This window comes from Sphingomonas mucosissima, from assembly GCF_002197665.1.
Lineage (GTDB): Bacteria > Pseudomonadota > Alphaproteobacteria > Sphingomonadales > Sphingomonadaceae > Sphingomonas > Sphingomonas mucosissima.
Genome location: NZ_NBBJ01000006.1, coordinates 39,905 through 53,479 on the forward strand (window position 1 = coordinate 39,905; position 13,575 = coordinate 53,479).

Sequence of the window (13,575 nt, forward strand, 5' to 3'; positions counted from 1 at the left end):
TTATCATCCCATGCGTCCCAGCGGCCGTGCGCCCGATCAGATGCGCGCCATCACCATTGAGCCGAACTTCACCCGCCACGCCGAAGGCTCGGTGCTGATCGGCTTTGGCGACACCAAGGTGCTCGTCACCGCCAGTATCGAGGAGCGCGTGCCGCCGTTCCTGCGCGGCAAGGGGCAGGGCTGGGTGACGGCGGAATATGGCATGCTGCCCCGCGCCACCCACACGCGAAGCAATCGTGAAGCGGCGAAGGGCAAGCAATCCGGTCGCACGCAGGAAATCCAGCGGCTTATCGGCCGTTCCTTGCGGCCCGTCACCGATATGACCGCGCTGGGCGAGCGGCAGATCGTGCTGGATTGCGACGTGATCCAGGCCGATGGCGGCACGCGTACCGCCTCGATCTCGGGCGCCTGGGTCGCGCTGCGGCTGGCCGTGAACGGCCTGATGCAGGCCGGCAAGATCGAGAAGGACCCGATCTCGCAGAAGGTTGCGGCGGTAAGCTGCGGCATCTTCCAGGGTAATCCAGTGCTCGACCTCGACTATGACGAGGATTCGAACGCCGACGCCGACGCCAATTTCGTGCTGCTCGAAAACGGCCACATCGCCGAAGCTCAGGCGACCGCCGAACACGCGACTTATGACGAGGAAGCGCTGCTGCGCCTCCTTCGCCTCGCCCGCATCGGCTGCACCGACATCTTCGCCGCGCAGGAACGGGCGATCCGCGCATGAGCGGCGAAGGCGATCAGCCGCAGGCGATCCGCAAGCTTCAGCCGGGAAAGCTGGTGATCGCCAGCCACAATCCCGGCAAGGTGCGCGAGATTGCGGCCTTGCTCGAAGGGCATGGATTGGATGTCGTCTCCGCCAAGGAGCTCGACCTGCCCGAGCCAGAGGAAACCGGCACCACCTTCGTCATGAACGCCGAACTGAAGGCGCGTGCGGCTGCGGATCTCTCGGGCCTGCCCGCGCTCGCCGATGATAGCGGCCTGTGCGTCGAGGCACTTGGCGGCGATCCCGGCATCTTCTCCGCGCGCTGGGCGGGCGAGAGCAAGGATTTCGGCCTCGCCATGCAGCTGGTGAACGACAAGGTTGCCGCAATCGAGGACGCGTCGCGCGACGCGCACTTCGTCTGCGCTCTGGCGCTGGCGTGGCCCGACGGGCATGTCGAATGGTTCGAAGGCCGGGTAGACGGCACGCTGGTGTGGCCGCCGCGCGGCGACAAGGGCTTTGGCTATGATCCGATGTTCCTGCCCAACGGCCGCGACGAAACGTTCGGCGAAATGGACCAGGACGAAAAGCACCGCATCAGCCACCGTGCCGACGCATTCAACCAGCTGGTTGCAGCGGTCTTTTAACTAGGCTGGCGAGCGGGCTGCCTCAGAGCGTCCGCTCGCCCACCACATTGCCGCTCGGGCTGTACCGGCACACCAGATAATCGTCGCGCCGGTTGGATGCCATGGCGCAGCCCACCCGCGTCGTCTTGCGCCAGATCATCTGGGTGTAATGCGACACGTCCTGCCACTTGCCGGTGCGGCTGAAGGCGGGCGTGACGCCGTTGACGAAGTCGCGCCCCTCCGCCGCCCAATGGCCCAGCATCTCCTCATAGCGATAGGCGCTGCGCGTTCCCGTCCACAAGTTTTCGCCCTCGCGCGTCGGCCCATGCGGCTGATCGGCATGCGCGAAGCGCCGCGTGCGCGCCATCTCCTCGGCATAAGCGCGCGCCGATACGACCAGCGCTTCGTCCCATTGCAGCGGCGGCACGCCCGCCTCGGCCCGCACGCGGTTATGCCCCTCCACCATCACTTGCCGCAGCAAGGTGGAGCCGCGCGGTGCCGGCACATCCGACGCGCTTTGCTCCACCACCCGCTCGGGCCCCTGCGCGCAACCGGATAGCAAAAGGGCAAGGGCGAGGAGGTGGCGTCTGAGCGTCATCGTCGCCATATCGGCATCATCATGATCCCCGACAATCCTCTGGCACTCTACGTCCACTGGCCGTTCTGCGTCTCGAAATGCCCCTATTGCGATTTCAACAGCCACGTCCGCGCCAGCGTGGATCAGGAGATCTGGCGCGACTCGCTCCTCGCGGACCTCGCGCACGAGGCGTCGGTGTTGCCCGGCCACCAGCTGACCTCGATCTTCTTCGGTGGCGGCACGCCCTCGCTGATGCCGCCCGAGACGGTCGCGGCGGTGCTTGACGCCGCGGAGCGCCACTGGGGCTTCGCGCCGGGCATCGAGATCACGCTGGAGGCGAATCCATCCTCCGTCGAGGCCGCGTGCTTCGCCGATCTCGCGGCGGCCGGCGTGAACCGGGTTTCGCTCGGCCTTCAGGCGCTAGACAATGACGCGCTCCGCTTCCTCGGCCGCGCGCATGACGTGGACGAGAGCCTCGCCGCGCTCGCCATCGCGCAACGCGTGTTCCCGCGCGTCAGCTTTGACCTGATCTACGCCCGTCCCGACCAGCCGCTGGCGGCGTGGACCGCGGAGCTGGAGCGCGCGCTCGCGTTCGGCACCGAGCATCTGTCACTCTACCAACTCACCATCGAGCCCGGCACGCGCTTCCATACCGAAGCGGCAGCCGGTCGGCTCACCATCCCCGATGGCGACGCCGCCGCCGATCTGTTCGAGGCAACCCGCGCGATCACCGCCGCTGCCGGCCTCCCGGCGTATGAGATCAGCAATCACGCCCGGCCCGGCGCGGAGAGCCGGCACAATCTCGCATACTGGCGCTATCAGACCTACGCCGGCGTCGGCCCAGGCGCGCACGGTCGCCGCGGCGGGCTCGCCACCGTGCGCCGAAAGAAGCCGGAAAACTGGCTCGCCGCTGTCGAACGCAACGGCCACGGGCTCGAGGCGGAGGAGCCGCTCGCGCCGGAAACGCAGGCGTCAGAGGCACTGCTGATGGGCCTGCGCCTGCGCGAAGGCGTGGATCTCGGCAGGATCGCGCAACTGGGCGAGACTGACGTTCACGGGCTGGTCGATGAACGGGCAATCGCCCGATTGCCCGATCTGATCGTGCGCGAGGGCGATCGCCTCCGCGTGACGGAGGCCGGAATGCTGCTGCTCGACGCTATTCTGCCGGAGGTAGTACGCGTCGGCGTCCCCGCCTAACGCGGCTTAGATTCCCCACCAGACAACCACCATCGTGATCAGCGCGATGGCGACGAAGATCAGGTGCCGCCCGCTCTCGGGATCGCGCTCCGGCTTGTCCACGAAGATCGCGGGGTCATCCGGGTGCGGCATGCCCGGCGGGCGATCGTCGCCCGGTGGCGGTGGGTGGTCAGTCATCGCTTTTCTCCCATGCTCTGCGGCGTCGTCCGCCCTGCCGCTCGGGTCAACCGGACGTGCGCGGACTTGTGACAACGAACGGCTGGCGGCTAAAGGCGCGCAGGCCAGAGTAACGGAGAGGCAGCATGCGCGTCATCGATCATCACATCGTCGGCCATCAGGGCACGGCGGGCGGGCGTGTGTCCGACGTTTACGATCCCAACACCGGCCAGGTGCAGGCGCAGGTGCGGCTCGGCAGCCAGGCCGAGCTCGACCGCGCCATCGCTGCGGCGCAGGCCGCGCAGCCCGCATGGGCCGCCACCAATCCGCAGCGCCGCGCCCGCGTGATGTTCGCGTTCAAGGCGCTGGTCGAAGCGAACATGGACGAGCTCGCGCATCTCCTCTCGTCCGAGCACGGCAAGGTGATCGCCGATTCGAAGGGCGACATTCAGCGCGGCCTTGAGGTCATCGAATTCTGCTGCGGCATCCCGCATATCCTGAAGGGCGAATATACCCAAGGCGCCGGCCCCGGCATCGATGTCTATTCCATGCGCCAGCCGCTCGGCATCGGCGCCGGCATCACGCCGTTCAACTTCCCCGCCATGATCCCGCTGTGGATGAGCGGCGTCGCGATCGCCACCGGCAACGCCTTCATCCTGAAGCCGTCCGAGCGCGATCCCAGCGTGCCCGTCCGCCTCGCCGAGCTGTTCCGCGAGGCGGGGCTGCCCGAGGGCATCCTCCAGGTCGTGCAGGGCGACAAGGAGATGGTCGACGCGATCCTCGATCACCCGGCAATCTCAGCGGTCAGCTTCGTCGGCAGCAGCGACATCGCGCATTACGTCTACAATCGCGGCGTCGCGGCGGGAAAGCGCGTGCAGGCGATGGGCGGTGCGAAGAACCACGGCATCGTCATGCCCGATGCCGATCTCGATCAGGTCGTCGCCGATCTCTCCGGCGCGGCCTTCGGCTCCGCTGGCGAGCGCTGCATGGCGCTCCCCGTCGTCGTGCCGGTCGGCGAGAAGACCGCAGTGGCGCTGCGTGAAAAGCTGCTGCCGGCGATCGAGGCGTTGCGCGTCGGCGTCTCCACCGATGCGGAGGCGCATTATGGCCCGGTGGTGAACGCCGCGCACAAGCAGCGCGTGGAGAACTGGATTCAGACCGGCATCGACGAGGGCGCAGAGCTGGTGGTCGATGGCCGCGGCTTCAAGCTGCAGGGGCATGAGGAAGGCTTCTTCATCGGCCCGTCGCTGTTCGACCATGTCACGCCGGACATGCAGAGCTACAAGGAAGAGATCTTCGGCCCGGTGCTGCAGATCGTCCGCGCGCCTGATTTCGAGACCGCGCTTCGCCTGCCGAGCGAGCACCAATACGGCAACGGCGTCGCGATCTTCACCCGAAATGGCCATGCCGCGCGCGAATTCGCCGCGCGCGTCAATGTCGGCATGGTGGGGATCAACGTGCCGATCCCGGTCCCGGTCGCTTATCACACCTTTGGCGGCTGGAAGCGCTCGGCGTTCGGCGACACCAACCAGCACGGCATGGAAGGCGTGAAGTTCTGGACGAAGGTGAAGACGATCACGCAGCGCTGGCCGGATGGCACGGTCGATCTGCCGCGCGGCAGCGAGGATGGCGGCCCCAGCCGGATCCAGGACGCGTTCGTCATCCCGACGATGGGTTGAGGCGCGCCGCATGCACCGCAGGCTGACCGTCGCGGCCGCGTTCCTGATGCTCGCGGCGTGCAATGCGCCCGAGCAGCAAAGCGAGGCGGCCGTCAACGACGGCGCCTTAGCCGCCGGCGCGAATACGGCGGACGTGGTGGCGAACGCCGCCAGCACGCCGGAGCCGGTGGCGGACAGGCGGATCCCGTCCGCCTTCCTCGGCCGCTGGGGTCTCGTCCCGGCGGACTGCACCTCGACTATGGGCGACAACAAGGGGCTGATGACCGTCACGCCCGATCGCCTGACCTTTTACGAATCGCGCGCCGCCATCGCGCGGCTGGAGGCGTTATCCCCAACCGAGCTTCGCGCCAGCCTAGCGTTCACCGGCGAGGGGCAGGAGTGGACGCAGGAAACCCCGCTCATCCTGGAAGAGAACGGCCGCGTATTGGTGCGCGTGGCCGAGGGCGAAAGGCTTCGCTACACGCGCTGCGATGCCTGATCCCCTGATGACCGAACCCGTCGCACCCGAGCAAAGCTGGATCCTCACCTTTTCCTGCCACGATCGCCGCGGCATCGTCGCCGCGGTGACGGGGCGGCTGGCGGAGGCCGGCGGCTTCATCCTCGACAGCCAGCAATATGCCGACCTCGATACCGGCCGCTTCTTCATGCGGCTGGTGTTCACCGGCCCCGACATGCGCGATCGCCTCAGCGACGTCGCCGCGCAGTTCGGCTTCGACTGGACATTGGTGCCGGGCGACCATCGCCCCAAGGTGGTGATCGCGTGCTCCACCACCTCGCATTGCCTGAACGATCTGCTCCACCGCTGGTCGATCGGCGCGCTCCCGATTGATCCGGTCGCGGTCGTCTCGAACCATGAGGTGCTGCGCGGCCTCGCCGAATGGCACAATGTGCCGTTCCATCATTTGCCCGTCTCCGCCGCCAACCGCGCCGATCAGGAGGCCGCGTTGCTGCGCGTGATGGAGGATAGCGGCGCGGATCTGCTGGTGCTCGCCCGCTACATGCAGGTGCTCTCGCCCGAGCTGGTCGCCGCCGTCGAGGGCCGCTGCGTCAACATCCACCACAGCTTCTTGCCCAGCTTCAAGGGCGCGAAACCCTATCACCAGGCGCATGCCCGCGGCGTGAAGCTGATCGGCGCCACCGCCCATTTCGTCACCACCGACCTCGACGAGGGGCCGATCATCGAACAGGCCGCCGAGCGCGTCGACCATCGTGCGACCGTGAACGAACTGATCGCGATTGGCCGCGACATCGAGGCGCAGGTTCTTGCCCGCGCCGTGCGCTGGATCGCCGAGCGGCGCGTTCTTGCCAATGGTGCGCGCACCGTCGTCTTTCGCTAGAGCAGCCCCATGACCGACCAATTCGACCTCACCGATGACCAGCGCGAGATCCAGGAGCTCGCCCGCCGTTTTACCGCCGATCGCATCACGCCCTTCGCGGCGGAATGGGACGAAAAGCACATCTTCCCGCGCGACACGATCAAGGCCGCTGCCGAGCTCGGCTTCGCCGCGATCTACGTCAGCGAGGAAAGCGGCGGGATTAACCTGGGCCGGCTCGAAGCCGCGCTGATCATGGAAGCCATGGCTTATGGCTGCCCCGCCACGTCAGCCTTCATCTCGATCCATAATATGGCATCGTGGATGATCGACCGCTTCGGCTCGGACGATCTGAAGGGCCGCTATCTCCCCGACCTTGTCACCATGGAGCGGATCGCCAGCTATTGCCTGACCGAGCCGGGCTCGGGCTCGGACGCGGCGGCGCTGAAGACCAGCGCGCGGCTCGAAGGCGATCATTACATCGTCAACGGCACCAAGCAGTTCATCTCCGGCGCCGGGGAGAACGAAGTCTACGTCACCATGGTGCGCACCGGCGCGGAAGGGCCCAAGGGCATCTCGTGCCTCGTCATCGACAAGGACATGCCCGGCGTCTCCTTCGGCGCCAATGAACGCAAGCTGGGGTGGCACGCACAGCCCACGCGCCAAGTGCTGTTCGACAATGTGAAGGTGCCGGTGGCCAACCGCGTCGGGCAGGAGGGCGAAGGCTTCCGCTTCGCCATGATGGGCCTTGACGGCGGCCGCCTCAACATCGGCGCCTGCTCGCTCGGCGGGGCGCAGCGCTGCCTCGACGAGGCGATCGCCTACACCAAGGATCGGCAGCAATTCGGCCAGCGCATCGCCGATTTCCAGAACACCCAGTTCACGCTGGCCGACATGGATACCGAGCTCCAGGCCGCGCGCTACCTCCTCTACGTCGCCGCCGCGAAGGTGACAGCGAACGCGCCCGACAAGACGCGCTTTGCCGCCATGGCCAAGCGGCTGGCGACCGACACCGGATCCTCGGTGGTCGATCGCGCGCTGCAGCTGCACGGCGGCTACGGTTATCTCATGGATTACCCGATCGAGCGCTTCTGGCGCGATCTGCGCGTGCATTCGATCTTGGAAGGCACCAACCAGGTGATGCGGATGATCGTCGGCCGCGAACTGACGCGCCAGTAACTGTCCTACACGCGGCAAAGATGAGAGAAGATAGGATCGGAAGCGAAACGATCGTCTTTATCTTCTCTCTCACATGCACAAGTTTCGGGAATTTTGCGGATGACCAGTGACGTTCTGACCTTCGTCGACGGCCCGATCGGCCGCATCGGGCTGAACCGCCCGAAGGCGATCCACGCGCTCACCACGCCGATGTGCGTCGCCGTGCTCGACGCGCTGGAAACCTGGCGCGGCGACGATGGCGTGCGCGCCATCATCATCGACCATGCCGAGGGGCGTGGCTTCTGCGCCGGCGGCGACATTCGCATGCTCGCCGATAGCGGCGCGAAGGACGGCGTCGAGGCACGCGAATTCTTCCACACCGAATACCGCATGAACCACCGCCTCTTCACCTATGCGAAGGACACGGTAGCCTTCATGGACGGCATCACCATGGGCGGCGGCGTCGGCATTTCGCAGCCGTGCCGCTACCGCGTCGCGACCGAAAACGCGAAGTTCGCCATGCCCGAAACGGGCATCGGCCTGTTCCCGGATGTGGGCGGCGGCTGGTATCTCTCGCGCCTACCGGGCCGGATCGGGCAATATCTGGCGCTCACCGGCCACCGACTCGACGGCGCGGAGACCTTCGCGCTAGGCCTCGCCTCACATTACATGCCGGCGTCGCAGGTTGAGGAGGCGAAAGCCCGCATCACCGCCGATCCCACCGCCATCGCCGAGACGCTGGCTGCGCTCTCGACTGAGCCCGGCCGGGCTGCACTGATCGAGCACCGCGCCGAGATCGACCGGCTATTCGCCTCCGACGCGCTCGAGGACGTGTTCGCCGCGCTGGAAGCCGACGGCAGCGATTTCGCCGCGACGACGCTTGCGACCCTGCGCACCAAGTCGCCGCAGACGATGAAGGTCAGCCTGCGTCTGCTCCGTGACGGCAAGGGCATGGCGAGCTTCGCTGACGAGATGCGCCAGGAATATGCCGTCGGCGCCCGCGTCGTGCAGCGCCACGACTTCCTCGAGGGCGTGCGTGCGGTGATCGTTGACAAGGACAATGCGCCCAAATGGGATCCGGCAACGCCCGAAGGCGTCAGCGATCATGTGATCGATCAGATCTTCGCGCCGCTGCCGGACCATGAAGCCTGGACGCCCGCCTGATCCACAACACACCGTCACGCCGGGCCATGTCCGCGGCGACGAAGGGAGAGACCGATGACCGATTACGCCAACATCCTCGTCGAGCAGCGCGGCGCCGTCACGCTCGTCACGCTCAACCGCCCGCAGTCGCTGAACGCGCTGAACAGCGACGTGCTCGCCGATCTGTCGTCGGCGTTCGGCAAGTATGACAAGGACGACAGCCAGCGTTGCCTCGTCCTCACCGGCTCGGGCGAGAAGGCGTTCGCCGCCGGCGCGGACATCAAGCAGATGGCCGACATGGCGGCCGCCGATTTCTTCCTGCAGGATTTCTTTGCCGGCTGGCAGACCGGCGTGGTCGCCACGCGCAAGCCGTGGATCGCGGCAGTCAACGGCTTCGCGCTGGGCGGCGGCTGCGAACTCGCGATGATGGCCGACTTCATTTACGCCGCTGACACCGCGAAGTTTGGCCAGCCCGAGATCAAGCTTGGCGTCGCGCCGGGCATGGGCGGCTCGCAGCGGCTGACCCGCGCGATCGGCAAGGCCAAGGCGATGGAAATGTGCCTCACCGGCCGGATGATGGACGCCGCCGAAGCGGAGCGCTCGGGTCTCGTCGCCAAGGTCGTGCCGCTCGCCTCGCTCCTTGAAGAGACGCTGAAGACCGCCGAGTTGATCGCTTCGATGCCTCCCATGGCTGCGATGGTGAACAAGGAAATGGTCAACGCCGCCTTTGAGACCAACCTGGCGCAAGGCATTCTGACCGAGCGCCGTCTATTCCAGATCCTGACCGCGACGGAGGACAAGGCCGAGGGGATGGTCGCCTTTATCGAAAAGCGCCCCGGCGTCTGGAAGGGCCGGTAACACACGTTCCCCTCCTGCCTGCAGGAGGGGTTGGGGGGGAGGGCCTGTCTGCAGCATGGTGGCGGATCGGCAAGCTCTCTCCCGGTCTCTTCCGCACACGGGAGGGCAGGTTGAAGATTAGGAGTTTGGCATGGCACGCGTCGCTTTCATTGGTCTCGGCAACATGGGTGGGGGGATGGCTGCGAACCTCGCCAAGGCGGGGCATGACGTGCGTGCCTTCGATCTGAGCGCGGACGCGCTCGATCGCGCGAAAAAGGCCGGCTGCTTGCCGGTTGCCGGCGCCGCGGAAGCGGTCGAGGGCGCCGAAGCGATCATCACCATGCTTCCCGCGGGCCAGCATGTCGCACAGGTCTATGCCGAAGCCGTGTTCGGCAAGGCGGAGCCCGGCGCCATTCTCATCGATTGCTCGACCATCGACGTCGCCACCGCGCGCCAACTGGCCAGTGACGCGCAAGCCAAGGGGCTGGAAGCGGTCGACGCGCCCGTTTCCGGCGGCATCGCTGCGGCGAACGGTGGCACGCTCACCTTCATGGTCGGCGGCACCGAGGCCGGCTTCGCTGCCGCGCAGCCTTTCCTTGAAGATATGGGGAAGGCCGTGATTCACGCCGGCGCCAGCGGCGCGGGGCAGGCAGTGAAGATGTGCAACAACCTCATCCTCGCCGGCACGATGATCGCGACCTGCGAAGGTTTTGCGCTTGCCGAGAAGCTCGGGCTCGATCCGCAGGTGTTCTACGACATTTCCAGCAAAGCGACTGGCCAGAGCTGGTCGATGACCAGCTATTGTCCGCTGCCCGGCGTTGGGCCGGAGAGCCCCGCCGACCGCGATTATCAGGGCGGGTTCGCCGCCGCGCTGATGCTGAAGGACCTGCGCCTCGCCATGGCGGCGGCGGCCGAAGCTGGCGCCAACCTGCCGCTCGGCACTCGCGCGACCGAGCTCTACGAGGCGTTCGCCGCGGAGCATGGCAATCTCGATTTCTCCGCCATCATCAAGACGTCCCAAGGCAAGTCATGAGCGTCGCCTTCCGCCGCGAGAGTGACGAGGAACACAAGGAGCCGCGGTTCGAACTGCCGCTGCCATCGGGGCCGAATCTCGTCACCGAGCGTGGCCGCGTGTTGATAGACGAGCGGATCGCCGCACTGGAGGCCGAGCTTCCCGGTGCGGACGAGCTCGCGCGCGAAGACATCGCCCGCCAGCTGCGCTACTGGAAGACGCGGCGCGCCACGGCGATCCTCGCGCCGGTGCCGCCCGCCGACGAGATCGCCTTCGGCAGCCGCGTGCGCTTTCGCCTCAATGGCAAGGAGCAGGAGATCGGCATCGTTGGCGATGACGAGGCCGATCCCGCCGCCCGGCTGATTGCTTTCTCCGCGCCGCTCGCCCGCGCGATGATGGGCGCTGGCAAGGGCGAGCGGGTCGCGTTCAACGGCCGGGAGGACGCCATCGAGATTGTCGAGATCGGCCGCGTCTGAGCCGCTCCCGCAGGCGATTGGCCGCCGGCAGATGCGTGCTTAGCAATTCCCGGCCTCGATACTGCCCGTGGCGATGCTCCGCTTCGTCGGCACCAACCGCCCGGTGTGGCGTTTGGCGTTGACCAACTACAATCGGAGTAACGGCGTGAGCATCTTTGGCGCGATCAAGAAAGCGGTCTTCGGCGACCGCGGTCCCCTCGGCGGGCAGTTCTCGGGCAAGCCAGCGCCCCAGGCGGCGCCAGCGCCCAGTACCGCTCCGAGGCCGGCGCCGGCTCCCGCGGCTCCAACACCTGCCCAGGCACCCGCGGCCGCACCTCAGCAGGCGCCAACACCGGTGGACGTGGAGAAGGTGCTGTCGGATCTCGCCGCCAAGCAAGGGCAGGCGCTGAACTGGCGTACCTCGATCGTTGACCTGATGAAGCTGCTGAACATCGATTCAAGTCTCGCCAACCGCAAGGAACTGGCCACCGAGCTCGGCTACACCGGCGCGAAGGACGGGTCGGCCGAAATGAACATCTGGCTCCACAAGGCCGTGATGCGCGAGTTGGAAAAGAACGGCGGCATCGTGCCGGCCGGCCTGAAGGACTGACGAGCGCACTGCATCCCTGCCGCCGCCACCGCGAGCGGCATGGCGGCGATACGGTGGCGCAAGGACCGCGCCGCCGCTATCCGGCTGCGGATGAACGCACCCAATCGATTGCGGCTCGACGGCGCCGCGCTTGTGGAGAATTGGCGCACGCTGGCGCGCATGAGCGGCTGTGCAGCGTGCGGCGCTGCCGTGAAGGCAGACGGATACGGACTGGGTGCAACGGCGGTCGTCAAACGACTGGCCGACGCCGGCTGCCGGGATTTCTTCGTGGCGACCTGGGCGGAGGCGGCAGCGCTGGCGCGCCCTGACCTGTCCCTCTCCGTGCTGCACGGTGTCCGCGCGGCGGACATGCCGATTGCGACGCGCATCGCCGCGCGCCCCGTTCTGAGTACGCCGGCGCAGATCCAGCGCTGGCGGGAAGCCGGGATGGGGGCCTGCGACGTCATGGTCGACACGGGGATGAACCGTCTTGGCGTGGCGCCGGACGACATTGCCTCGGGTCTGCTGGACGGGCTTCAGGTCGAAACGCTGATGAGCCATCTTGCCTCGGCGGAGGAGGCGGGGGCGTCGATCAATGAGCGCCAACGTGCTGCCTTGCGATCGATCGCCGACCGGTCGGGTGCGCGGCGCGTGAGCCTGGCGAACTCGGCGGGAGTTGCGCTGGGCAGCGACTACGCCTTCGATCTCACCCGGCCCGGGATCGCGCTGTACGGCGGTGTGCCCTGCCCCAGATTGAGCGGGCTGATCCGCCCGGTGGCGACCATCCAGGCCGAGGTGCTGCAACGCCGCGAGGTGCCGGCCGGGGGACGGGTCGGGTATAACCTGACCTGGACGGCCAAGCGCGACAGCAGCGTTGCCGTCGTGAACCTTGGTTATGCGGACGGATATCGCCGGGCGTTTTCCAACTGCGGCACCGCGTTCGTCGGCGACGTGGCCGTGCCGGTGATCGGCCGGGTGTCGATGGATCTGACGGCGGTGGATGTCACCAGCCTTGATGTGTCGGAGGGCGACTGGATCTCCTTCGACTCCGACCTGGCGCATGCGTCCGCCGCGTCGGACGTGTCGCAATATGAGCTGCTTACCGGCCTTGGGCGACGGTTTGATCGTATCTGGTCCTGATCAAGGCAGGGCGTTCAGCCAATCGCGTAGGGGCTCCCATAATTGCTCTCTCGCACGGCTGCCGATGATCATGCCGACATGGCCCGCGCCCAGATCATGCCGGTTGTCGAGCCCCATCGCAGTGGCGGCCGGCACGATTCTGTCGCCCAAGGACACGAATTCGACCGCTGGGCAGGGGAGCGTCGCAGGATCGATCGTCCGGCCGGCCACCTCCCACGTCCCGGTGCCGGGCGCGTTCGCCAGCAGCAATTGCGTGAACAATTCCGCGCCCGCGGCATAGGTGAGCGGGGCGCCGCGGTTCGCCCAATCCTCCATGGCGACGAACATGGCCGCCGCCTCGTCGTCCATGCCGGCGAACGCCTCGTACTTTGCGATAGTCCGTGCCGGATCGAGCTTCCAGAAACCGGTCTGCAGCACTTCCATAGGCACCAGCCCGAGTTGCTCGCATGCGGGCTGTGCGGCGTCCCAAAGCGCCGCCATGTTTGTACGCGCTTCGCCATAGCCGTCGAAGCGCCATGGTGCGGCGATTGCCGCAACGCCGGCAGAGGGAGCGCCCATGGCCGCTGCAATGCTCATCGTGCCGCCGAGGCAATAGCCCACCAGCACCGGCGGTTCCTCGAGACGGCGCATCAGCGGCATCAATATGCGTTCAACATGGCCGCGAACACCGAGCGCATGATCCTCCGCCTGCGGTTCCCCCCAGTCGAGCAGCAAAGCATGGAAGCCCTGTTCCGCGATCCACCGCATCAGTGATCGGCCGGGCATCAGGTCAAGAATGTAAGGCGGGTTGATCAGCGACGGGACAAACAGCACCGGGCGCCCGATCCCACCATAATCACGCAGTCGCGCCCGCCCTTGACGCCGAACTGCCTTGGCCAATCGGCGCTTCACCCGGGGCTCTTCCTGATAGCGACGAAGGCCGGCAAGCGCCTGCGATCTCCGCATGGAAGATGCTGCGGTTTCGTCGCGCAGCATATCCAGGAACAGAGG

General features: G+C 66.9%; 16 protein-coding genes. 13 read left to right on the forward strand and 3 right to left on the reverse strand.

Annotated features, from left to right (window positions below; genetic code table 11):
* Positions 1 to 10 precede the first annotated feature (10 nt).
* Together rph and rdgB are read left to right on the forward strand one after the other, a co-directional pair.
* Positions 11 to 727, forward strand: a complete 717-nt coding sequence (gene rph, locus SPMU_RS14835) for a ribonuclease PH (protein WP_088334851.1) — start codon at positions 11 to 13, stop codon at positions 725 to 727.
* On the forward strand, positions 724 to 1,350 hold the full coding sequence (gene rdgB, locus SPMU_RS14840) for an RdgB/HAM1 family non-canonical purine NTP pyrophosphatase (protein ID WP_088334853.1): 627 nt from the start codon (positions 724 to 726) through the stop codon (positions 1,348 to 1,350). Before rph ends, rdgB begins: the two co-directional genes overlap by 4 nt.
* A 22-nt stretch (positions 1,351 to 1,372) precedes the next feature.
* Here the strand turns inward: rdgB and SPMU_RS14845 are convergent, their stop codons facing one another.
* Positions 1,373 to 1,936 carry a CAP domain-containing protein gene (locus SPMU_RS14845; protein WP_088334855.1) on the reverse strand — a complete coding sequence of 188 codons (564 nt, stop codon included), beginning with the start codon at positions 1,934 to 1,936 and terminating at the stop codon, positions 1,373 to 1,375.
* A gap of 12 nt (positions 1,937 to 1,948) precedes the next feature.
* On the opposite strand from SPMU_RS14845, the gene hemW reads away from it, so the two are divergent.
* Positions 1,949 to 3,103 (forward strand): radical SAM family heme chaperone HemW, encoded by a 1,155-nt coding sequence (gene hemW / locus SPMU_RS14850; protein ID WP_088334857.1) that lies wholly within the window; start codon positions 1,949 to 1,951, stop codon positions 3,101 to 3,103.
* A 6-nt stretch (positions 3,104 to 3,109) separates the two neighbouring features.
* Here the strand turns inward: hemW and SPMU_RS16975 are convergent, their stop codons facing one another.
* Positions 3,110 to 3,280: a hypothetical protein gene (locus SPMU_RS16975; RefSeq protein WP_169715733.1), complete on the reverse strand. Its 171-nt coding sequence runs from the start codon at positions 3,278 to 3,280 to the stop codon at positions 3,110 to 3,112.
* A gap of 125 nt (positions 3,281 to 3,405) precedes the next feature.
* Here SPMU_RS16975 and SPMU_RS14855 point away from each other — a divergent pair, with 125 nt between their 5' ends.
* From SPMU_RS14855 to alr, 10 genes are all read left to right on the forward strand, one after another.
* Complete coding sequence (locus tag SPMU_RS14855) at positions 3,406 to 4,938, forward strand: CoA-acylating methylmalonate-semialdehyde dehydrogenase (RefSeq protein WP_088334859.1); 1,533 nt, start codon at positions 3,406 to 3,408, stop codon at positions 4,936 to 4,938.
* A gap of 10 nt (positions 4,939 to 4,948) precedes the next feature.
* Positions 4,949 to 5,416: a hypothetical protein gene (locus SPMU_RS14860; RefSeq protein WP_088334861.1), complete on the forward strand. Its 468-nt coding sequence runs from the start codon at positions 4,949 to 4,951 to the stop codon at positions 5,414 to 5,416.
* A gap of 7 nt (positions 5,417 to 5,423) precedes the next feature.
* Positions 5,424 to 6,275, forward strand: a complete 852-nt coding sequence (purU, locus tag SPMU_RS14865) for a formyltetrahydrofolate deformylase (RefSeq protein WP_088335129.1) — start codon at positions 5,424 to 5,426, stop codon at positions 6,273 to 6,275.
* A gap of 9 nt (positions 6,276 to 6,284) precedes the next feature.
* Positions 6,285 to 7,430, forward strand: a complete 1,146-nt coding sequence (locus tag SPMU_RS14870) for an acyl-CoA dehydrogenase family protein (RefSeq protein WP_088334863.1) — start codon at positions 6,285 to 6,287, stop codon at positions 7,428 to 7,430.
* A gap of 99 nt (positions 7,431 to 7,529) precedes the next feature.
* A complete protein-coding gene (locus SPMU_RS14875; protein ID WP_088334865.1) occupies positions 7,530 to 8,573 on the forward strand; it encodes an enoyl-CoA hydratase/isomerase family protein in 1,044 nt (347 codons plus the stop codon).
* A 54-nt stretch (positions 8,574 to 8,627) separates the two neighbouring features.
* The gene (locus SPMU_RS14880) at positions 8,628 to 9,410 is read left to right on the forward strand and encodes an enoyl-CoA hydratase-related protein (protein WP_088334867.1); all 783 of its coding nucleotides are present in this window, start codon (positions 8,628 to 8,630) and stop codon (positions 9,408 to 9,410) included.
* A gap of 130 nt (positions 9,411 to 9,540) precedes the next feature.
* Positions 9,541 to 10,422, forward strand: a complete 882-nt coding sequence (mmsB, locus tag SPMU_RS14885) for a 3-hydroxyisobutyrate dehydrogenase (protein ID WP_088334869.1) — start codon at positions 9,541 to 9,543, stop codon at positions 10,420 to 10,422.
* Positions 10,419 to 10,877 carry a GreA/GreB family elongation factor gene (locus tag SPMU_RS14890; RefSeq protein ID WP_088334871.1) on the forward strand — a complete coding sequence of 153 codons (459 nt, stop codon included), beginning with the start codon at positions 10,419 to 10,421 and terminating at the stop codon, positions 10,875 to 10,877. The genes mmsB and SPMU_RS14890 overlap by 4 nt, the downstream gene beginning before the upstream one ends.
* Before the next feature lie 145 nt (positions 10,878 to 11,022).
* Positions 11,023 to 11,466, forward strand: coding sequence for a DUF3597 domain-containing protein (locus SPMU_RS14895; protein WP_088335131.1), 444 nt, complete (start codon positions 11,023 to 11,025; stop codon positions 11,464 to 11,466).
* Between the two features lie 90 nt (positions 11,467 to 11,556).
* Positions 11,557 to 12,585 (forward strand): alanine racemase, encoded by a 1,029-nt coding sequence (gene alr, locus SPMU_RS14900; protein ID WP_088335133.1) that lies wholly within the window; start codon positions 11,557 to 11,559, stop codon positions 12,583 to 12,585.
* Here alr and SPMU_RS14905 read toward each other — a convergent pair whose 3' ends face one another.
* Complete coding sequence (locus SPMU_RS14905) at positions 12,586 to 13,530, reverse strand: alpha/beta hydrolase (RefSeq protein ID WP_245833384.1); 945 nt, start codon at positions 13,528 to 13,530, stop codon at positions 12,586 to 12,588.
* Positions 13,531 to 13,575 lie beyond the last annotated feature (45 nt).

Bases quoted from the DNA above. Each gene is read 5' to 3' on its own strand.
- SPMU_RS14860 (WP_088334861.1), top strand. From the start codon at position 4,949: ATGCACCGCAGGCTGACCGTCGCGGCCGCGTTCCTGATGCTCGCGGCG.
- purU (WP_088335129.1), top strand. From the start codon at position 5,424: ATGACCGAACCCGTCGCACCCGAGCAAAGCTGGATCCTCACCTTTTCC.
- SPMU_RS14875 (WP_088334865.1), top strand. From the start codon at position 7,530: ATGACCAGTGACGTTCTGACCTTCGTCGACGGCCCGATCGGCCGCATC.
- mmsB (WP_088334869.1), top strand. From the start codon at position 9,541: ATGGCACGCGTCGCTTTCATTGGTCTCGGCAACATGGGTGGGGGGATG.
- SPMU_RS14880 (WP_088334867.1), top strand. From the start codon at position 8,628: ATGACCGATTACGCCAACATCCTCGTCGAGCAGCGCGGCGCCGTCACG.
- SPMU_RS14870 (WP_088334863.1), top strand. From the start codon at position 6,285: ATGACCGACCAATTCGACCTCACCGATGACCAGCGCGAGATCCAGGAG.
- rdgB (WP_088334853.1), top strand. From the start codon at position 724: ATGAGCGGCGAAGGCGATCAGCCGCAGGCGATCCGCAAGCTTCAGCCG.
- rph (WP_088334851.1), top strand. From the start codon at position 11: ATGCGTCCCAGCGGCCGTGCGCCCGATCAGATGCGCGCCATCACCATT.
- SPMU_RS14855 (WP_088334859.1), top strand. From the start codon at position 3,406: ATGCGCGTCATCGATCATCACATCGTCGGCCATCAGGGCACGGCGGGC.
- SPMU_RS14905 (WP_245833384.1), bottom strand. From the start codon at position 13,530: ATGCGGAGATCGCAGGCGCTTGCCGGCCTTCGTCGCTATCAGGAAGAG.
- SPMU_RS16975 (WP_169715733.1), bottom strand. From the start codon at position 3,280: ATGACTGACCACCCACCGCCACCGGGCGACGATCGCCCGCCGGGCATG.
- alr (WP_088335133.1), top strand. From the start codon at position 11,557: ATGAACGCACCCAATCGATTGCGGCTCGACGGCGCCGCGCTTGTGGAG.
- hemW (WP_088334857.1), top strand. From the start codon at position 1,949: ATGATCCCCGACAATCCTCTGGCACTCTACGTCCACTGGCCGTTCTGC.
- SPMU_RS14890 (WP_088334871.1), top strand. From the start codon at position 10,419: ATGAGCGTCGCCTTCCGCCGCGAGAGTGACGAGGAACACAAGGAGCCG.
- SPMU_RS14845 (WP_088334855.1), bottom strand. From the start codon at position 1,936: ATGGCGACGATGACGCTCAGACGCCACCTCCTCGCCCTTGCCCTTTTG.